The sequence below is a fragment of the Cupriavidus cauae genome (assembly GCF_026210475.1).
In the GTDB taxonomy this organism is placed as follows: domain Bacteria; phylum Pseudomonadota; class Gammaproteobacteria; order Burkholderiales; family Burkholderiaceae; genus Cupriavidus; species Cupriavidus cauae.
In genome coordinates this window covers 831,723-849,960 of sequence record NZ_CP080293.1, presented here as the reverse complement: position 1 = coordinate 849,960, position 18,238 = coordinate 831,723, and the positions used below count along the sequence as shown (strand labels likewise).

The window sequence follows — 18,238 nt, the reverse complement described above, 5'->3', positions numbered from 1 at the left end:
GGCAAGCACTGCCGCAGGCACCGGCAGACCGCCCGACTTCACCCGCTCCCCCCTCAAACTCGCCCGTTCAACCCGTGCGCAAGCGCTCACGCAACTGGTACTTCATCACCTTGCCAGTCGGCGTGCGCGGCATCGCCTCGACGACGCGCACCTGCCGCGGCACCTTGTACTTCGCCAGCCGTTCGGCGCAGTATGCCTGGATATCTTCGACGTCGACGCTGGCATCGGCCTTGGCCACCACCACGGCCGCCACGCTCTCGCCCCACTCGGGATGCGGCATGCCGACCACCGCCACCTCGGAAATCGCCGGATGGCCCGCCAGCACGTCTTCGACCTCCTTCGAATAGACGTTCTCGCCACCGGTGACGATCATGTCCTTGACGCGGTCGACGATGAACAGATAGCCGTCCTCGTCGATCCGCACCAGGTCGCCGGTGCGATACCAGCCATCGTGAAACGCCGCCGCGGTCGCGGCGGGATCGCGGTAGTAGCCCTGCATCATCGACTGGCAGCGCATCCAGATTTCGCCGACCTCGCCGGGCCCGGCCTCGTGCTGCTCGTCGCGCATGACCTTGATGGTGCAGCCGCTGACCGCGTGGCGTCCGATCGAGCCCGCCTTGACGACCTGCTCCTCCGGCAACAGCGCGGTACCGGTGGGGCCGGTTTCGGTCATGCCGAAGACCTGATAGAAGCGCTCGGAGCGGTAGCGTTCGGCGAGCACGCGGGCGGTGCCGGCATCGATCGGGCCGCCGCCGTACAGCCAGGCGCGCACGCTGGACAGATCGTAGCTGGCGAAATCCGGTGCCATCTTCATCGCCATCAGGTACGCGATCGGCGCGCCGAAGAACAGCGTGCATCGCTCCTGCTGCACCGTCTCGAGAAACCGCACGGGATGATATTCGGGCAGCAGCACCACGGTGGCGCCGACGAAGAGGCTGCCGACCAGCAGGTTGTTCAGCGGAAAGCTGTGCCAGATCGGCATCGCCAGCAGTACGCGATCGGAAGGACCCAGCCCATAGACGAGGCTCGATCCCGTGCCGGCGAGAATCACGTTGGCGTGCGAGTGCATGCAGCCCTTCGGCCTGCCGGTGGTGCCCGAGGTGTACAGCAGTTCGGCGAGATCGTCGGCTTCGACTCCGACTGGCCGATAGGGGTGCGCCCCGCCCTCCGGAGCCATCAGGGGCAGCCCCGCCTCATTGCCGGCGGGCGACAGCGCAAACGCCGGCGGCGCGCCGTCCAGCTGCCGATGCAGGTCGGCATCGACCAGCCACAGCCGGCTTTCGCTGTGTTCGAGGATATAGGCAGTTTCGGGCGCGGCGAGCTTGTGGTTGACCGGTACGGCCACGGCACCGATATCGAGGATCGCGTAGTAGGCGATCACCCATGCGGCCGAATTGCGGCCGTGCAGCGCGACCTTGTCGCCCTTGCCGATACCTTGCGCCTGCAGCCACGCGGCGGTGTGCTTGACGCGCCGTCGCAGTTCGTCGTAGCGGATACGCTGCGCGCCATCGACGATGGCGATATCCGACTTGCGCTGCCGGGCGACGCTGTCCAGCGCCTCATTGATCGTCCACATGGTGTCTCCTCCTTGGGGCGGTTCTTCGTTCGGCCGTTTTGTCTTCCGTCGTCTACCGTCTGGCTTGCTGCTTCCTCCCCGGTGATTCCATTCAGGCCGATGCCATCAGGCGTGCGGTCGCGCCGTTCCCATCGCCAGCGCATCGGCCGCGGCGGCGATGTCGCTGCCACCGGTTGCGGACAACATCGCCGACACCGTCGCCGGCACCAGTCCGTCGGCGCAGAACAGTTCGGCCGCGGCCAAGCCAGCCGCATCGCGCTTGACCCGCAGGCGCCATTCCGCCGCCTCGGCCAGCAGCACCGCCTGGTACGTGCGCGCCATGCCCCATGCCAGGCGCCGGCCTTGCGCTTCCTCCGGCGCGTTGATCATCGGAATCAGCGTGTCCAGCGCATTCTCGATCCGCTGGCGCAGGCCGCGCGTCGCATCGAGCGACAGCCCGCGCAGCCGCCGCACCACGTCCTCGATCCAGGCCTCGCCATGTTCGGAGGCGCGCAGCGCGCGCAGGACGTCGTGCGCCAGCACGGAGGTCGTGCCCTCCCAGATGCAATGCACATGCAGATTGCGGAACAGCCGCGGCAGGCCGGTGTCCTCGATATAGCCCGCGCCGCCGAAGCTCTCGAGCAGCTCGCTGCCGGCCCAGACCGCCTGGCGCGCGCAGGCCAGCTTGGTCAGAGGCGCCATCAGGCGCGACAGCGTGCCGTCGGCCCCGTGCTCGGCCGCACCGATCAGCGCCGCGGTCTGGAAATTGAGCGCGAGCATCGCCTCGTATTCGGCGGCGATGCGCGCCAGCCAGGCGCGATGCATCGGCTGCTGCGCCAGCGGCTTGCCGAAGACCTCGCGCTTGCCCGCGTAGTCGCGCGCCAGATCCAGCAGATGGCCGACCCCCGCCGGGCCGCCCCACGAGGCCCACAGTCGCGCGATATTGAGCAGGCCCGCCATCTTGCCGACGCCCTGTCCGATCTCGCCGACCGGCACCGCGACGGTGTCCTTCAGGTCCAGCTCGGCGGTGGGCAGCGCGCGCGTGCCCAGCTTGTCCTTCAGCCGCCGGACCTCGATGCCGTTCCAGCTGCCGTCCGGGCGGCGCAGCTCGACCAGGAACAGCGACAGGCCGCGGCTGCCGTCCTGCGCGCCCTCGGGCCGCGCCAGCGCCAGCGCCACCTGCCCGGTGGTGGCCGAGGTGAACCACTTGGTGCCGTTCAGCAACCACCTGCCGTCACTCGACCGCCGCGCCGTGGTCGAGCTGCGGCCCACGTCCGAGCCACCCTCCTTCTCGGTCATCCATTGGCCCGAGGTCCACGCCTCGTGCCGGGCGGTCAGCTTCGGCACATAGCGCCGCGCCAGTTGCGGGTCGTGCTGCAGCAGCAGCCGCGCGGCGCCGTCAGTCATCACCAGCGGGCAGTCGGCCACCGCGCAGGCGGGGTCGTACAGGTTGACCAGGCCGGCCTGCACCACGCGGGAATGCTCGCCGTAGGGCGTTTCATAGGGCAAGGCGACCAGCCCTTCCTCCTGGCCGATCTGCACCAGTCGCAGCCACGCCGGATCGACGCGCAGCTCGTCGACGCGCCGGCCCCACGGGTCGTAGGGCACGTGCTGCGGCGGATTGCGTTCGGCCTGCTCGGCCAGCGGCAGCAGTTCGGTGACCGCGCGCTCGCCGAGGCGATCCAGCGAGGGGCTGGCCTCGGCGAACACCTCCGCCGGAAGCAGCCGCTCCAGCGTCAGCCGCAGCGTCGGATCGGTACGAAAGCGGTTGCCGGGCTTCGGCGCGGCCTGATGGAAGTCACTCATGCCGTCTTCTCCTTGACGGGTTGGCAGCAGTGGGCTGCGGTCCAAGGGATTGCACGCAGAAGGCGACGAGGCTCGCCACCAGGTCGGCGTCTTCCTCGTCCGGATGCGGCGCGCTGAGCGGCCCCACCAGCGTTTCCGCGATGGCGCCGACGATGGCGGTGCCGACCAGGTGCGGATGCTGCGGCGCGATCTCGCCCGCCTCGATGCCCTGCTGGACCAGCCTGGCGAAGATCGCGCGGTAGGGCTCGCGGAACTGCATCCGTGCCACGTCGATCGGCGGATCGACCGGCTCGGCCAGCAGCGCCCAGGCCAGCTTGCGCCCGCGCAGGGCACGCCGCGCAAAGGTCTCGACCACCCGCGCCAGCCGCTCGCGCACGGTGCCTTCGGTATCGAACGCGGCTGCGCAGGCGTCGATCTCGGTCTGCGCGGCGCGCTTGAACACCTCGTTGAACAGATCCACCTTGGTGGCGAAGTAGCGGTAAATCAGGCCGGCCGAGATATCGACCTCGGCGGCGATGGCCGGAATGTTGGCGGCGGCGTAGCCGCCACGCGCGACCAGCTTGAGCGCGGCCTTGATGATGCGCTCGCGGGTTTCCGCCAGGCGGGCTTCGACTTTGGGGGTTCGACGGTAGGGCATGAAAGAAGTATCTATGCTTTCATTTCTTCGTGCAAGGTTGAGATTCTGGTTGTAGACTCGGAAAAAATTCGACGGAAAGAACGAATGCACGCGCATTCGGTTCCGCGGCTGGGCACGCCAGTTGGCCGTCGAAACCGTACCGATCCGGGAGGTGGCCTGTGGCGTCGCAGAATGAGCTGGATCCGCACAGCGTGTTCGCCTATGTCGGCAACCGCATCCTGCCGACGGCGCTGGCGCGCGGGCCGTGGAGCCCGGATGCGCAGCACGGCGGCGCGCCGGCCGGCCTGCTGGCTGCGATCGCCGAACGCGCGATGGCCGACGAGCCGGGATGGTCGATGGTGCGGCTGACGCTGGAATTGCTGCGGCCCGTACCGATCGCGCCGCTGCAGGCCACGCACGAAATCCAGCCGGGCGGCTCGGTGCGGCGCGTGGCCCTGAGCCTGATGCATGAGGACAAGCCGGTCGTGCGCGGCGTCGCGGTATTCATGCGCGAACGGGCGGTCGATCTGAGCCCGGCCGCCGCCGCATGCCCGCTGCCGCTGCCGGACCGGTGCAGCGAGCCGATCCGCATCCCAGGCATGGTCGAGCAGACTTCGTTTCACTACACGGCGATGGAAAGCCGCGTGGCGGCCGGCAGCGTCGCGGAGCCCGGCCCCGCCGCCGCGTGGTTCCGCTTGGCGGTGCCGCTGATCGACGGCTGGCCCACGCCGCCCAGCGCCCGCGCGATGGCCGCCGCCGACTTTGGCAACGGCATCAGCTGGGCGCTGCCGCTCGATCGCTTCGTGTTCGCGAACGCGGACCTGACCGTCTCGCTGCACCGGCAACCGCAAGGGGAATGGGTCGGCGTGGATTCCGTCACGGTCGCGCAGCCGAGCGGCATCGGGCTGACCACCTCGACGCTGTACGACGAAGCCGGCGCGATCGGCGTGGCGCAGCAGAGCCTGCTGATCAAGCAGCGATAGATGGTTGCCGTGGTCGCCATGGTTGGGGGCCGCGCGCGAGCGGGCGAAGGGGACGCTACACTGGGCGTTTCCGGGCAACCGCTCAACGCACATGCAAATACGCACCTACCGCGAGTCCGACGAAGCCGAAGTGGTATCCCTGTGGAAGCACTGCGGCCTCACACGTCCATGGAACGATCCGCACCGCGACATCGCGCGCAAGCTCGCCGAACAGCCGGAGTTGTTCCTGGTGGGCGAAGTCGACGGCAGGCTGATGGCGACCGCCATGGTCGGCTATGACGGCCATCGCGGCTGGATCTATTACCTCGCCGTGCATGGCGATTTCCAGGGCCGCGGTCATGGCCGTCAGTTGATGGCCGAGGCGGAGAGGCTGCTGATGGAACGCGGCTGCCCGAAGCTGAACCTGCAGGTCCGCGCCGGCAACGAAGCCGTGCTCGCCTTCTATCGCGAGCTCGGCTATGCCGCCGATGCCACCGTCACCCTGGGCAAACGTTTGATCCCGGACAACTGAGTCGCACAATCGAACGGCTGGCCTCAGCCCATCCGTTCCGGCATGCTGGTGCCGAACTTCCGCAGCCACGGCTCCAGTTGCGGCACGATGCTCGGGTTCAGCGCAACGCCTTCCTCCAGCTGCCTGGCCTTTCTGTCGAGCGCGGCCCAGCCCGGCAGCCGGACCTGTTCGACGCCTGGCCGCGGCGGGTTCTGCGCGCAGGCATCGGCGATCCAGCCCATCTGGTGTTCGAACGCGTCCTCCCCGGCGAATGCCTTCGGGTCGAGGATCTGCAGAAAGACCGTATTGCCCCAGCGCTGGCCCGGGTCGTCGCGGCCGTGCCCGGCCAGGCCCGCGGTCAGCGCCTCGACCATCAGGGACAGCGCGTAGCCCTTGTGTCCGACGTCCAGGCCGCCGAGCGGCAGGATCGAGCCCTTGTGCGGCGCCTGCAGGACGGCGGGGTCGTCGCTGGGCTCGCCGTTCTCGTCGATCAGCCAGGCGTGCGGCAAGCGCTTGCCTTCGCGATAGAGGCGCGTGGTCAGACCGACCGTGGTGATCGACGTGGAGACATCGATCAGCGCGGGCCCGCGCGGCGTCGGGATGCCGGCCGCCATCGGGCTCGGCGAGAACAGCGGGCGTGTGCCGCCGAACGGCGCGACCATCATCGCCGCGGGGGCCGACGAATACAGCAGCATCATCAGGCCCTGCGAGGTCGCGCGCTCCAGATAGGCCGCCAGCGCGGCGATATGGTGGCTGCGGCGGATGGTCACGGTGCCGGTGCCGTACGCCTTCGCCTTCTCGATCGCGACATCGAGCGCGCGCAGGGTCAGCCACGGCCCTGGCAAGCGCTTGCCGTCCCAGGTGGCGGCGGCCGGGCGCTCGGAAATCACCTCGTAGTCCCCCGCCACCCGCATGCTGCCGCTCTCGATCTCCGCCAGATAGACCGGCAGCAGTTGCAGGCCATGTGTGTCGTGGCCCATCAGGTCGCCCTCGACCAGGACGTCGGCGACGTCGCCGGCGCGATCGATCGGCATGCCGGCGCGCGTCAGCAAGGCGACTGCCATATCGCGCAGCGCGGCCGCGTGATAGCGGGCGCGAACTTCAGGAGATGCGTTGGTCATCGGGCTTTCCTCGTATCGGTCGTCGTCTATCGGTCGTGTACCGGTCGTCTATTCGCCGCCTGTCAGGCTATCGATCTTCCATCGCTGGCCGCGTGCGCCGGGCGATGGCGCGCCGCTGACGCGGCCCGGAGCGCGCTTCTCCCGATGCATCGGGGACATGCCATACACGCCATTGTTGACCAGCACGACACGACAGCCAACCTCGAGTCCGAATGACGGACCGGTTGGCATGCGACGCCCGGATACCCCATCATTGACCGCTGAACTCGCGCGGGAGCCCACGGCTCTCTTCACCCACCTCGCATCCCGAACCCATGACCGAACATCACATTGCCCCTGCCTCCCTGCATCGATGGGTCGTCGACCTGTGGCGCGCCGCCGGCTCCGACGATCGCGAGGCGCAGCTGACCGCCGACCATCTGGTGACGGCGAACCTGACCGGCCACGATTCCCACGGCGTCGGCATGATCCCGAAGTACGTGCAGTCCTGGCTCGGCGACCAGCTGCAGCTGAACCGGCGCGTCAGCGTGCTGCAGGACACCGGCAGCATGCTGAGCCTGGACGGCAACCGCGGCATGGGACCGGCGGTGGCCGAGGAAGCGATGGCGCTCGCCATCGCGCGGGCCCGCGAGCACGGCGTGGCGGTGATGGGACTGCGCCAGTCGCACCATCTGGGACGGGTCGGCCATTGGGCGGAACAGGCGTGCTCCGCGGGCATGATTTCGATCCACTTCGTCAACGTGCTGTCCAAGCCGATCGTCGCGCCGCATGGCGGCTATCAGGCGCGCTATGGCACCAATCCGTTCACGATCGGCGTGCCGGTCGCCGGCAAGCCGCCGCTGGTGATGGACTTCGCCACCAGCGCGATCGCGCTGGGCAAGGTCCGCGTGGCCCACAACAAGGGCGTGGCGGTGCCGGCCGGCTGCCTGCTCGATGCCGACGGCGCCGCGACCGAGCTGGCCTCGGTGATGTATCCGCAGAACGGCGAGTCGCAAGGCGCGCTGCGGCCCTTCGCCGAGCACAAGGGCTATGCGCTGGCGGTGATGTGCGAGCTGCTGGGCGCGGCCGTGACCGGCGGCCATACGGTCCGGCCCGAGACCCTGACGCATCCGCATGCGATCTGGAACAACATGCTGGCGATCGTGTTCGATCCGGAGCGCCTCGCCGGCAGCACCAGCTTCGGCGCCGAGCTGGAAGCGTTCGTCGACTGGCTGAAGTCGTCGCCCTTGCAGCCGGGACACGATGCGATCCGCATGCCGGGCGATCCCGAGCGGGAACGCCAGCACGCGCGCGCCGACGGCATCCCGGTCGACGGCGGCACGCTGGCGCAGCTGGACGATGCCGCGGCGCAGGTGCAGGCCAGGTGCGGCGCATCGCCGGGGCCGCTGTCGCGGCTCGTGATGGATCCCGCTTGAGCGCCTGCAGGCGATGTCGCCGCGCCATGGCCCGGCAGCATCGGCCGGTGGCATCGCTGAAGGGTATCGCTCGGAAGTATCGCCCGGCGTATGGCCCACAGGGCGTATGCTGGCGCTGGTGCCGGACGCGCCAGCGTACGATGCTGGACGGAGCCGGCGGTTCCCGATCGATCGATGAGGCAGACAGATGAGCAATATCGGATTCATCGGCCTGGGCGTGATGGGCGCGCCGATGGCCCAGCATCTACTCGAAGGCGGACATACGCTGTACGTCCATAGCCGCAGCGGCCCACCCCAGGCGCTGCTCGATGCCGGCGCGCAATCCTGTGCGAACGCGGCCGAGGTCGCGCGGCAGGCGGAGATCGTCATTCTGATGCTGCCGGACACGCCCGACGTCGAACGCGTGCTGTTCGGCGACAACGGCGTCGCGGCGGGGCTGTCCGGCGGCAAGGTGGTGATCGACATGAGTTCGATCTCGCCGATCGAGACGCGCGAGTTCGCCGGACGCATCGAAGCGCTCGGCTGCGACTATGTCGATGCGCCGGTATCGGGCGGCGAGGTCGGCGCCAAGGCCGGCACGCTGTCGATCATGGCGGGCGGCAAGCAGGCCGCGTTCGATCGCGTGTTGCCGCTGCTGCAGCTGATGGGCAAGAACATCACGCTGGTCGGCGGCGTCGGCGACGGGCAGATCGCCAAGGTCGCGAACCAGGTCATCGTCGCGCTGACGATCGAGGCGGTCGGCGAGGCGCTGGTACTGGCCGCGAAGGCCGGGGCCGACCCGGCGCGCGTGCGGCAGGCGCTGATGGGCGGCTTTGCCAGCTCGCGCATCCTGGAGGTGCATGGCGAACGGATGATCCGCCGCACCTTCGATCCGGGCTTTCGGATCGCGCTGCATCAGAAGGACCTGAACCTCGCGCTGTCGACCGCCCGCAAGCTCGGCCTGAGCCTGCCCGGCACCGCGTCGTGCCAGCAGCTGTTCAATGTCTGCGAAGCGCTCGGCGGCGAGGCCTGGGACCACTCGGGGCTGGTCCGCGCGCTCGAACACATGGCCGACTTCGCCATCGGCGATACGCCCGCTTCCGCGAGCGGTGACAGCGCCGGGCGCGGCGCATAAGCAGCGGCAACAGCAGCAACGACGGCGGCAACAACGCGGACCACGCCGGCCAGGGACGGCTCGCGCCGCCGCGCCTGGCCGACTGCGTGGATCGCGTGGATCGCGCCACCAATGCCCGCTGCAATCGGGCCAAACCCGCATGCATGCCCCCGCACCTGACCCGGCACCGGCACGGTGAATTTCTCGGGAATTACCCTTGTTTGCGTTCAAATACATCACGCCATGATGTATCTTTCGTAGCCATCGACGGTTCCGCACCGTCGTGAGGGCGCTGGTCCCGGTCCGTCACCGGGACTTCCGCCAGCCCTGACCTGCAGCCGCCCTCGCCACGACGAGGGTCGCCTGCCGTCGCCGCGCCGGCATATGGGCCCGCGCGCCGCGACATTCCCGAGTGCCATCGCGACAAGCCTGCGCCAAGACAGGCGGGGATGGCTGTTCCGTTCACCGTTTCGAATCCTGCGGGCGCCATCATGCGAATACGCAAACAAACCGATTTCTTCTCCGGCCTGATGTTCATCACCGTCGGCCTCGGCTTTTCCCTAGTCGCGCGCGGCTACACCATGGGCACCGCGGCGCGCATGGGGCCCGGCTACTTTCCGTTCTGGCTCGGCATCGTGCTGGCGCTGTTGGGCGCGGTGGTGGCGATCGGCGCCATGTCGCCAAAGGGCGAGTCCGACCGGCTTGCACGCTGGGACCTGCGCACCGTGCTGTGGGTGCTCGGCTCGGTGGTGCTGTTCGGCCTGGTGCTCAAGCCGCTCGGCATGGTGCTGTCGGTGATCCTGCTGGTGCTGATCGCGTCGATGGCCAGCCACGAGTTCACCTGGCGCGGGGCGCTGCTCAATGCCGCGGTGCTGGTGGTCATCAGCCTGGTTGCCTTCGTCTACGGCATCAATCTGCAAATGCCGGTGTGGCCGGCTTTCCTGTCGGCTTGAGGAGGCCCACGCTATGGAATTGCTCAACCATCTGGCGCTGGGGTTCTCCACCGCGCTGTCGCTGCAGAACCTGGCCTATGCGCTGCTGGGCTGCGTGTTGGGGACGCTGATCGGCGTGCTGCCGGGCCTGGGGCCGCTGGCGACGATCGCGATGCTGCTGCCGATCACCTACACGCTGCCGCCGGTGGCGGCGCTGATCATGCTGGCGGGCATCTACTACGGTGCGCAGTACGGCGGATCGACCACCGCCATCCTGGTCAACCTGCCCGGCGAGTCGTCGTCGGTGGTGACCACGCTGGACGGCTACCAGATGGCCCGCAAGGGCCGCGCGGGCGTCGCGCTGGCGACCGCGGGGCTGGGTTCGTTCTTTGCCGGCAGCGTCGCCACGCTGATCCTGGCCGCGTTCGCGACGCCGCTGTCGGAGCTGGCCTTCAAGTTCGGTCCCGCCGAGTACTTCTCGCTGATGGTGCTGGGCCTGATCGGCGCCGTGGTGCTGGCGTCGGGCTCGCTGGTCAAGGCCGTGGCGATGATCGTGCTCGGCCTGCTGATCGGCCTGATCGGCACCGACGTCAATTCGGGCGTGGCGCGCTTCTCGTTCGACGTCCCGGAGCTGACCGACGGCATCAACATCACCGGGCTGGCGATGGGCCTGTTCGGCTTTGCCGAGATCATCGTCAATCTGGAGCAGCGGGAGTCGCGCGAGACTTTTACCGACCGCGTGACCAACCTGTTTCCGACCAGGGAAGACTTCAGGCGCATGATTCCCGCCGTGCTGCGCGGCACCGCGCTCGGCTCGGCGCTGGGTGTGTTGCCAGGCGGCGGCGCGTCGCTGTCGTCGTTCGCGGCGTATTCGCTGGAAAAGAAGACCTCGCAGCATCCGCACGAATTCGGCAAGGGCGCGATCGAAGGCGTGGCCGGACCGGAATCGGCCAACAACGCGGCCGCGCAGACCTCGTTCATTCCGCTGCTGACGCTGGGCATTCCGTCCAATGCGGTGATGGCGCTGATGGTCGGCGCGATGACGATCCACAATATCCAGCCCGGCCCGCAGGTGATGACCAGCAACCCCTCGCTGTTCTGGGGCCTGATCGCTTCGATGTGGATCGGCAACCTGACGCTGGTGATCCTGAACCTGCCGCTGATCGGCATCTGGGTCAAGCTGCTGAAGGTGCCGTACCGCTTCCTCTATCCGGCGATCCTGACGTTCTGCTGCATCGGCGTCTATTCGGTCAACAACACCGTGTTCGACGTGTTCGTCGCCGCCGCCTGCGGGATGATCGGCTATGTCTTCATGAAGCTGCGCTGCGAGCCCGCGCCGCTGCTGCTCGGCTTCGTGCTGGGGCCGATGATGGAAGAGAACTTCCGCCGCACGCTGCTGCTCTCGCGGGGCGACTTCCATGTGTTCATCGAGCGGCCGCTGTCGCTGGGCCTGCTGGTCGCGGCCGCCGCGCTGGTGGCGGTGGTGGCGCTGCCCGCGGTCAAGGCCAAGCGGGAGGAGGCGTTCCAGGACGAATAGCGAAGGGGCGGGGAGCGGAGAGCCGCGGCTTGTTCGCCGACGGCGTGGGCTTCATGCGGCCGCTTCCCTTTCCGCTTTCCTCTCCGCTTCTCTTCCTCCCTGCCCTCTCCCGCCAAACGGAGAGGGCACCCGCTCATCACCTTGACGGAACGCACCCCACTACGCTGCGTTCCACACCCGCCCCAGGAAGTCCCGGATCAGCGGACATACCTGCGCGAAATGCGTCTCCAGCAGCCAATGCCCGCCGTCGGTCATATGCAGTTCCGCGCGCGGCAGATCGCGCAGATAGGCACGGCCCGCGGCCTCGGGCATATAGCCGTCGTGCGGCCCCCAAAGAATCAGCGTGGGTGGCTGGTGTTCGCGCAGATAGGCCTGGTAGCGCGGGAACCAGTCGAGATTCGCCTTCAGCCCTTCCATCAGCCGCACCGCCACTTCGCGCCGGACCGGTGTGTCCATCAGGCGCCAATGCAGCGTCCATAGATCCGGCGACAGTCGCGGCACGTGTTCGGACCGGATTTCGCCGATGAACTCGTCGCGAAAGCCATGCTCGCTGGCGGCGGCTTCGAGCGGCGCGCGATTGGCCGGCGACGGGTCGTCCCAATAGCGCCGGATCGTCTCGTACTTGGGCCCGAGCGCGTCCTCGTAGATGTCGCCGTTCTGCACGATCAGCGCGGCGATCCGCTCGGGGGCGCGGATCGCGAGCCGCAGTCCGATCTGCGAACCGTAGTCGTGCAAGTAAAGCGCGTACCGCTTTAGGCCGAGCGCGTCGGCGAAGCGCTGCAGAAAGGCCGCGTAGGCGTCGAAGTCGTAGCCGAACTGCCCGAAGTCCGGCGTATCGCTGTAGCCGAATCCCGGGAAATCCGGCGCCACGGCGTGCCAGCGGTCGGCGAGCGCCGGCAGCAGACGGCGATATTGATGGGACGAGCACGGGTAGCCGTGCGGCAGCAGGATCGCGGGTGCGTCCTTCGGTCCGGCTTCGCGGTAGAAGACGCGCATGCCGTCGAGGTCCAGCGTCCGGTGTGCCACGGCGTCCTGGCGTCCGGCAATTTCCGCGGCCCCCGACGTGGCGGCCGCGGACAAATCGTGCGGATCGTTCATCGTCGCTCCTCCGAAAGATGGATTCGCACGAGGATGCAAATTGCGTTCCGACGCCTGGCGCCGCGCGTTCGCCGCTTGTTCCCCCTTGTTGTCCCTTGTTCCCCGCTTGTTCCAGGCCTGTTTGCCGCTCGTTTGCGGCTCGTTTGCCGTCTTTTCGCCGTCTTTTCGCCGTCTATGCGCTGCCCTGCCCTGCATCGCTGCCATCGCGAATGTGCAAAGCGCGCAGTTTTTGCGTGACGCTTGCGCCTCCGCGCGCCGAATGCAAAAGCCACGGGCCGTTCCCGAAAACGATCGAGCGCCGCGCTCGTAACATGCCCTTCCGTTGTTCACCACACGGGCAGCTTGCGCGGACCGGCCACCACCATCGCAACGTCGCGCCCCGGCACCGGGGGTGGTGGCCGGTTTTTTTTCGGAGTACCTGGGTATCCCACCCAGCCATGTTCAGCCACGATATGAATTCAAGTACTGCACGACTCGGCGGCTTTATACTGCCCCGCATGAGCGACGCAAGTTCTCCCCTCCAGCCCAAATTCAAGAGTGCCGAAGAAGCAGCGGAATATGACCGCTGGTTCCGGACCGAGGTTGAAGCCGCCATTCGTGCGGCCGATTCGCCCGACGCCACCTTCATTCCGCACCGGGAAGCAATGGCGCACATCCGCACCCGCTTGCTCAAGATGGGTGCCGCCGGGTCCGACAAGCCCCAGTAACGGCCCGCCCCTTCCCTGTCACGATTACCAGTAGAAGCCAGGCAATGCCTCGGGTTCATTGGCTCGATTCCGCGCTTGCGGACCTCGATACCATCCTGTCCCATATCGCCGAGCACAATGCCCAGGCAGCATATTCGCTATACGAGGACATTGACCGGATGACGGCTGCCCTGCCGGATCGTCCGTATCTATATCGACGCGGCCGTGTCAGCGGCACCCGGGAGCTGGTTATCCATCCGAACTACTATGTGGTTTATCGGCTCGTCAACGCAGAGATACAGATACTTCGTGTCATGCACTCTCGCCAGCAGTATCCAAAGCGGGTGAAACGTTCGACCTGAGCGGGCAGCACTGCATAACAGCGACTTGGATCAAACCCATCCCGCCCGATGCAGCTTGCGCCAGAGCGCCGTGCAGGCCAGCGCGGTGCCGGCGACCACGGCCGGATAGGCGAAAGGCAGTTTCAGCTCCGGCATGAATTCGAAGTTCATGCCGTACAGGCTGAATACCACCGTCGGGATCGCGAGAATGGCACCCCAACCGGCGAGCCGCTTGACCACCTCGTTCTGTCCCACCGTGACCAGCGCCAGATTGACCTGCACCGCGGTCGTCAGCATTTCGCGCACGACATCGAGCGTTCTCAGCAGCCGGCTGGCGTGGTCCTCGACGTCGCGGAAATAGGCGCGCAGATCCTTGGGCACCAGTTCCTCGTGCAGGCGGATCAACTGCCCGCACATCTCCTCGATCGGATAGACCGCATTGCGCAGCCGCAGCACCTGCCGCTTGATGTGGTACAGGCGCTCGATCGCGTTCCGGTCGAACTGGTCGCGGAACAGGCCCTGCTCGAGCTGCTCGAAGGTGTCCTCGAGCCCGTTGACGATCGGCATGTAGTGATCGACCACGAAATCCATCAGCGCATACAGTACGTAGCCGGGCCCATTGGCGAGCGCGTGCGGCTCGTGCGCGCAGCGATCGCGCACGGGGGCGTAGGTGCTACTGGCCCCGTGGCGGACCGACACCACGTAGTTGGGGCCGACGAACAGATGCGTTTCGCCGATCTCGACGTTGTCGCCGACCAGCTGGGCAGTATTGAGAACGATGAAGACGCTGTCGCCGTAAGCCTCCAGCTTGGGGCGCTGATGGGCGTTCAGCGCGTCCTCGACCGCCAGGTCGTGCAGACCGAACTCGAGCTGCGCCTGGCGCAGCAGCGCGAGATCCGGTTCGTACAGGCCCAGCCAGACGAAGGTGTCCGGCGTCTTCAGTACCTCGCTGATGTCCTCCAACGAGACCTCGCCCAGCCGCTTGCCGCCGCGGTAGGCCACGCAATTGACGATCGCACCCATGAATGCTCCTCGGTCAGGATGCGCAATCGTAACAAGCGGCGGCGCCGGTGAAGAACGAAGGCCGGCCTTGCGGCGAATCCGTCGGTCCCCTGCGGCCCCTGCCGCCCCGCGCAGCAAAACATCGCGCCCTGCAGGTCACCTGATCGACAATTGTTACAGTTAGCCGGGAAGAGGCAGTTAGAATGCGATATTTCCACGCTTACCCGGCTATGTCCCAGAAGAAATCGCCACACTTCGAGCTGCGTAGTGGCAACGTCGACGCCCTCCTTCTTGCGCTCCATACCGCGGATACCTCGGCGCTGCGAGACGATCTGCTGTCGCGCTTCGAAGCGACCCCCGATTTCTTCTCGAACGATGTCATCGCGCTGGACCTGCGCTCTCTGGAAGACGGCCAGCGCCCGGAACTGGGCGCGGTAATCGACACGCTGTCCACGCTGAAGGCCCGCGCGATCGGTGTGGTGGCGCGCCAGGAGCAGCACGACTGGGCCCAGGCCTGCGGGCTGCCGATGCTGGACAGCCAGAGCCGCCGCGGCAATGGACGTACCGGCGCCGCGCGCGAGGCCGAGCCGGCCGCTGCCGCCAGCGAAGCCCCCGCTCCCGCCCCAGCCCCGGTACCCGAGCCGCCGCGCGCCGCCACGACGCTGCTGATCGACAAGCCGCTACGCTCGGGCCAGCAGATCTACGCGCACGGCGACGTCGTCATCATGGACGTGGTCAGCTTCGGCGCCGAGGTCATTGCCGAAGGCAACATCCATATTTACGCCCCGCTGCGCGGCCGTGCGCTGGCGGGGGTCAAGGGCAATCCCGACGCGCGCATCTTCTGCACCTGCCTGGAACCCGAACTGATTTCGATCGCCGGCATCTACCGGACCGCCGAACAGACCCTGCCGCCCGACGTGCTGGGCAAACCCGCGCAGGTCCGGCTTGCCGACGAAACCCTGATTCTCGAGCCGCTTCGCATGAAGTGAGTCCGGCCGAGTCCCGCAACATCGCAGCGCAAGCTTCAACCCTATTACTGGACCAAGAGCCATGGCAAAAATCATCGTTGTGACCTCCGGCAAGGGAGGCGTCGGCAAGACCACCACCAGCGCGAGCTTCGCCGCCGGGCTGGCCCTGCGCGGCCACAAGACCGCCGTGATCGACTTCGACGTCGGCCTGCGCAACCTCGACCTGATCATGGGTTGCGAGCGCCGGGTGGTCTACGACCTGATCAACGTGGTGCAGGGCGAAGCCAATCTGCACCAGGCGCTGATCAAGGACAAGAAGTGCGAGAACCTGTTCATCCTGCCGGCCTCGCAGACCCGCGACAAGGAAGCGCTGACGCACGAAGGGGTCGAGAAGGTGATCAAGAACCTGATCGACATGGACTTCGAATATATCGTCTGCGATTCGCCGGCCGGCATCGAGACCGGCGCGCTGATGGCGATGTACTTCGCCGACGAGGCGCTGATCGTCACCAATCCGGAAGTCTCGTCGGTGCGCGACTCCGACCGGATCCTGGGCATCCTGGCGTCCAAGACCAAGCGCGCCAGCGAAGGCGAGCCGATCAAGGAACACCTACTGATCACGCGCTACAACCCGAAGCGCGTGCACGGCGGCGAGATGCTGTCGCTGACCGACATCCAGGAAATCCTGCGCATCAAGCTGATCGGCGTGATTCCGGAGTCCGAGGCCGTGCTGCACGCCTCGAACCAGGGCACGCCGGCCATCCATCTGGAGGGCACGGACGTCGCCGACGCCTACGGCGACGTGGTGGACCGCTTCCTCGGCAAGGAAAAGCCGATGCGCTTCGTCGATTATCAGAAGCCGGGCCTGCTGTCGCGCCTGTTCGGCAACAAGTAAGGAGGGCTCATCCCCATGTCGATCCTGTCCTTCCTGCTCGGGGAGAAAAAGAAATCCGCGTCGGTCGCCAAGGAGCGGCTGCAGATCATCCTCGCCCATGAACGCACCGGCCATTCCGCGCCGGCCGATTATCTGCCGGCACTGCAGCGCGAGCTCGTTGCCGTGATTTCGAAGTACGTGAAGATCGGCGACCAGGACCTGCGCGTCAGTCTCGAGCGCCAGGACAACCTCGAGGTGCTCGAGGTCAAGATCGAGATCCCGCAGAGCTGACCGCCGGCGGCGGACCGCCCGGTCCGGCCGCCTCCCCCCTTTGGCGGGGTGTCCCGATGCGGACGCCCCCGCCCTCCCCGCCTCCCTCCCTTTCGGTTTCCCCACGCCCTCGCCGGCGCGAGTTTGCACGCCGCAATGCACCATTGCGGGCAACTGTCGCGGCCTGACAACGGAATTGCACCAGCCGCGTCCATTCGGCGCCGCCCGAGCACGGATTGGTGTCGGAACCGTTTACGTTTTGATAAATTTTCGCGGCGTCTACCGACAACGTAGAGCCAATAAATGCCGCCGCGATCCGGCGACAGAACCACAAGACAGAAAAGGAGCACCATGAAGAAATCGGCCTTGACTCTCGCACTCGGCACCCTGCTCGCCGGCAGCGCCTACGCACAAACCTCGGTCACGCTGTACGGGATCGTCGACCAGAGCATCCGCTACACCACCAACGCCAACGCCAACGATGACGGCCTGGTCGAACTGACCAACGGCGCCATCACCAACAGCCGCTGGGGCATCAAGGGCAGCGAAGCCCTGGGCAACAACCTGAAGGCGATCTTCCAACTGGAAAACGGCTTCGATCCGGACACCGGCCGCGGCAACCAGGCCACCGGCACGCTGTTCGGCCGCCAGGCTTACGTCGGCCTGTCCGGCGACTTCGGCACCATCAAGCTGGGCCGCCAGTACACCGAGGGCTTCAACCTGTTCGGTGATTACGATCCGCTGACGATCGGCAACTACAACAACAACGCCTGGCCGTTCTTCCTGACCCAGCTGCGCCGTGACAACGTCATCAGCTACGACGGCAAGTTCGGCGGCCTGAACGTCGGCGCCAGCTATGGCTTCGGCGAACAAGCCGGCAGCGTCCGCACCAACCAGTACTGGGGTGCCCGCGCCTCGTACGCCTTTGGCCCGTTCGGCATCGGCGGCGTGTACCAGGAAATCCGCGACATCAACGAGAACAAGCAGCAGATGTGGGGCGTGGCCGGTAAGTACACCATCGGCGCAGCCAAGCTGTTCGTCGGCTATATCGGCGGCAAGGACCACACCGGCGTGATCGACAACGGCTTCCTGAACCCGGACCAGGCCACCACCGGCAACCCGATTCCGGTGGGCGGCAACCACGCTGCCAACCCGCGCAAGGACAAGATCGGTTACGTTGGCGCCAGCTACCAGCTGACCCCGGCCCTGGCCCTGACCGGCGCGTTCTACTACGACGACATCGACAACAAGGACGGCGTTGCCGGCAACGACGGCAAGCGCTACACCGGCGTGCTGCTGGCCGAGTACGCGCTGTCCAAGCGTACCCAGGTCTACGGTACGGTCGATTACAACAAGGTCAAGGACGGTGCTCGCACCGAACTGCCGGGCAAGAGCAACCAGACCGGCGTGGCCGTGGGTATCCGCCACATCTTCTGATCGGCATCGTTTTT

At 67.0% G+C, this 18,238-nt stretch carries 18 protein-coding genes; 12 read left to right on the top strand and 6 right to left on the bottom strand.

The window, feature by feature from the left end:
• Nucleotides 1-67: 67 nt before the first annotated feature.
• From KZ686_RS03835 to KZ686_RS03825, 3 genes are all read right to left on the bottom strand, one after another.
• On the bottom strand, nt 68-1,576 hold the full coding sequence (locus KZ686_RS03835) for a class I adenylate-forming enzyme family protein (RefSeq protein WP_149317374.1): 1,509 nt from the start codon (nt 1,574-1,576) through the stop codon (nt 68-70).
• A gap of 105 nt (nt 1,577-1,681) precedes the next feature.
• Nucleotides 1,682-3,361, bottom strand: a complete 1,680-nt coding sequence (locus tag KZ686_RS03830) for an acyl-CoA dehydrogenase family protein (protein WP_265633048.1) — start codon at nt 3,359-3,361, stop codon at nt 1,682-1,684.
• Nucleotides 3,354-3,998 (bottom strand): TetR/AcrR family transcriptional regulator, encoded by a 645-nt coding sequence (locus KZ686_RS03825; protein ID WP_265633047.1) that lies wholly within the window; start codon nt 3,996-3,998, stop codon nt 3,354-3,356. Before KZ686_RS03825 ends, KZ686_RS03830 begins: the two co-directional genes overlap by 8 nt.
• A gap of 158 nt (nt 3,999-4,156) precedes the next feature.
• On the opposite strand from KZ686_RS03825, the gene KZ686_RS03820 reads away from it, so the two are divergent.
• Both KZ686_RS03820 and KZ686_RS03815 read left to right on the top strand, forming a co-directional pair.
• The gene (locus tag KZ686_RS03820; RefSeq protein ID WP_265633046.1) at nt 4,157-4,960 is read left to right on the top strand and encodes a thioesterase family protein; all 804 of its coding nucleotides are present in this window, start codon (nt 4,157-4,159) and stop codon (nt 4,958-4,960) included.
• Between the two features lie 91 nt (nt 4,961-5,051).
• Entirely contained in the window at nt 5,052-5,471 is a 420-nt protein-coding gene (locus tag KZ686_RS03815) for a GNAT family acetyltransferase (protein WP_265633045.1), read from the top strand.
• A gap of 23 nt (nt 5,472-5,494) precedes the next feature.
• On the opposite strand, the gene KZ686_RS03810 is transcribed toward KZ686_RS03815, so the two are convergent.
• A complete protein-coding gene (locus KZ686_RS03810; RefSeq protein WP_265633044.1) occupies nt 5,495-6,571 on the bottom strand; it encodes an Ldh family oxidoreductase in 1,077 nt (358 codons plus the stop codon).
• Between the two features lie 314 nt (nt 6,572-6,885).
• Between KZ686_RS03810 and KZ686_RS03805 the strand changes: the two genes are divergently transcribed.
• From KZ686_RS03805 to KZ686_RS03790, 4 genes are all read left to right on the top strand, one after another.
• Complete coding sequence (locus KZ686_RS03805; RefSeq protein ID WP_265633043.1) at nt 6,886-7,986, top strand: malate/lactate/ureidoglycolate dehydrogenase; 1,101 nt, start codon at nt 6,886-6,888, stop codon at nt 7,984-7,986.
• A 187-nt stretch (nt 7,987-8,173) separates the two neighbouring features.
• The gene (locus KZ686_RS03800; protein ID WP_150083212.1) at nt 8,174-9,100 is read left to right on the top strand and encodes a 2-hydroxy-3-oxopropionate reductase; all 927 of its coding nucleotides are present in this window, start codon (nt 8,174-8,176) and stop codon (nt 9,098-9,100) included.
• Between the two features lie 470 nt (nt 9,101-9,570).
• A complete protein-coding gene (locus KZ686_RS03795; protein ID WP_265633042.1) occupies nt 9,571-10,032 on the top strand; it encodes a tripartite tricarboxylate transporter TctB family protein in 462 nt (153 codons plus the stop codon).
• A gap of 13 nt (nt 10,033-10,045) precedes the next feature.
• The gene (locus KZ686_RS03790) at nt 10,046-11,548 is read left to right on the top strand and encodes a tripartite tricarboxylate transporter permease (RefSeq protein ID WP_265633041.1); all 1,503 of its coding nucleotides are present in this window, start codon (nt 10,046-10,048) and stop codon (nt 11,546-11,548) included.
• A gap of 159 nt (nt 11,549-11,707) precedes the next feature.
• On the opposite strand, the gene KZ686_RS03785 is transcribed toward KZ686_RS03790, so the two are convergent.
• Complete coding sequence (locus KZ686_RS03785; RefSeq protein ID WP_407648530.1) at nt 11,708-12,544, bottom strand: alpha/beta fold hydrolase; 837 nt, start codon at nt 12,542-12,544, stop codon at nt 11,708-11,710.
• A 539-nt stretch (nt 12,545-13,083) separates the two neighbouring features.
• Between KZ686_RS03785 and KZ686_RS03780 the strand changes: the two genes are divergently transcribed.
• Nucleotides 13,084-13,353 (top strand): hypothetical protein, encoded by a 270-nt coding sequence (locus KZ686_RS03780; protein WP_223129674.1) that lies wholly within the window; start codon nt 13,084-13,086, stop codon nt 13,351-13,353.
• A 44-nt stretch (nt 13,354-13,397) separates the two neighbouring features.
• Entirely contained in the window at nt 13,398-13,694 is a 297-nt protein-coding gene (locus tag KZ686_RS03775) for a type II toxin-antitoxin system RelE/ParE family toxin (RefSeq protein WP_149317385.1), read from the top strand.
• A gap of 30 nt (nt 13,695-13,724) precedes the next feature.
• On the opposite strand, the gene KZ686_RS03770 is transcribed toward KZ686_RS03775, so the two are convergent.
• Nucleotides 13,725-14,696 (bottom strand): magnesium and cobalt transport protein CorA, encoded by a 972-nt coding sequence (locus KZ686_RS03770; protein ID WP_149317386.1) that lies wholly within the window; start codon nt 14,694-14,696, stop codon nt 13,725-13,727.
• Between the two features lie 209 nt (nt 14,697-14,905).
• Here KZ686_RS03770 and minC point away from each other — a divergent pair, with 209 nt between their 5' ends.
• From minC to KZ686_RS03750, 4 genes are all read left to right on the top strand, one after another.
• On the top strand, nt 14,906-15,664 hold the full coding sequence (gene minC / locus KZ686_RS03765; protein WP_265633039.1) for a septum site-determining protein MinC: 759 nt from the start codon (nt 14,906-14,908) through the stop codon (nt 15,662-15,664).
• 61 nt (nt 15,665-15,725) lie between these two features.
• Complete coding sequence (gene minD / locus KZ686_RS03760) at nt 15,726-16,538, top strand: septum site-determining protein MinD (protein ID WP_149317388.1); 813 nt, start codon at nt 15,726-15,728, stop codon at nt 16,536-16,538.
• Between the two features lie 15 nt (nt 16,539-16,553).
• Nucleotides 16,554-16,808: a cell division topological specificity factor MinE gene (gene minE / locus KZ686_RS03755; protein WP_006578294.1), complete on the top strand. Its 255-nt coding sequence runs from the start codon at nt 16,554-16,556 to the stop codon at nt 16,806-16,808.
• 330 nt (nt 16,809-17,138) lie between these two features.
• Nucleotides 17,139-18,224 (top strand): porin, encoded by a 1,086-nt coding sequence (locus KZ686_RS03750; RefSeq protein ID WP_149317389.1) that lies wholly within the window; start codon nt 17,139-17,141, stop codon nt 18,222-18,224.
• Nucleotides 18,225-18,238 lie beyond the last annotated feature (14 nt).

Bases quoted from the DNA above. Each gene is read 5' to 3' on its own strand.
- KZ686_RS03780 (WP_223129674.1), top strand. From the start codon at position 13,084: ATGTTCAGCCACGATATGAATTCAAGTACTGCACGACTCGGCGGCTTT.
- minD (WP_149317388.1), top strand. From the start codon at position 15,726: ATGGCAAAAATCATCGTTGTGACCTCCGGCAAGGGAGGCGTCGGCAAG.
- KZ686_RS03805 (WP_265633043.1), top strand. From the start codon at position 6,886: ATGACCGAACATCACATTGCCCCTGCCTCCCTGCATCGATGGGTCGTC.
- minC (WP_265633039.1), top strand. From the start codon at position 14,906: ATGTCCCAGAAGAAATCGCCACACTTCGAGCTGCGTAGTGGCAACGTC.
- KZ686_RS03785 (WP_407648530.1), bottom strand. From the start codon at position 12,544: ATGCGCGTCTTCTACCGCGAAGCCGGACCGAAGGACGCACCCGCGATC.
- KZ686_RS03825 (WP_265633047.1), bottom strand. From the start codon at position 3,998: ATGCCCTACCGTCGAACCCCCAAAGTCGAAGCCCGCCTGGCGGAAACC.
- KZ686_RS03770 (WP_149317386.1), bottom strand. From the start codon at position 14,696: ATGGGTGCGATCGTCAATTGCGTGGCCTACCGCGGCGGCAAGCGGCTG.
- KZ686_RS03835 (WP_149317374.1), bottom strand. From the start codon at position 1,576: ATGTGGACGATCAATGAGGCGCTGGACAGCGTCGCCCGGCAGCGCAAG.
- KZ686_RS03790 (WP_265633041.1), top strand. From the start codon at position 10,046: ATGGAATTGCTCAACCATCTGGCGCTGGGGTTCTCCACCGCGCTGTCG.
- KZ686_RS03830 (WP_265633048.1), bottom strand. From the start codon at position 3,361: ATGAGTGACTTCCATCAGGCCGCGCCGAAGCCCGGCAACCGCTTTCGT.
- KZ686_RS03795 (WP_265633042.1), top strand. From the start codon at position 9,571: ATGCGAATACGCAAACAAACCGATTTCTTCTCCGGCCTGATGTTCATC.
- KZ686_RS03750 (WP_149317389.1), top strand. From the start codon at position 17,139: ATGAAGAAATCGGCCTTGACTCTCGCACTCGGCACCCTGCTCGCCGGC.
- KZ686_RS03800 (WP_150083212.1), top strand. From the start codon at position 8,174: ATGAGCAATATCGGATTCATCGGCCTGGGCGTGATGGGCGCGCCGATG.
- minE (WP_006578294.1), top strand. From the start codon at position 16,554: ATGTCGATCCTGTCCTTCCTGCTCGGGGAGAAAAAGAAATCCGCGTCG.
- KZ686_RS03810 (WP_265633044.1), bottom strand. From the start codon at position 6,571: ATGACCAACGCATCTCCTGAAGTTCGCGCCCGCTATCACGCGGCCGCG.
- KZ686_RS03775 (WP_149317385.1), top strand. From the start codon at position 13,398: ATGCCTCGGGTTCATTGGCTCGATTCCGCGCTTGCGGACCTCGATACC.
- KZ686_RS03815 (WP_265633045.1), top strand. From the start codon at position 5,052: ATGCAAATACGCACCTACCGCGAGTCCGACGAAGCCGAAGTGGTATCC.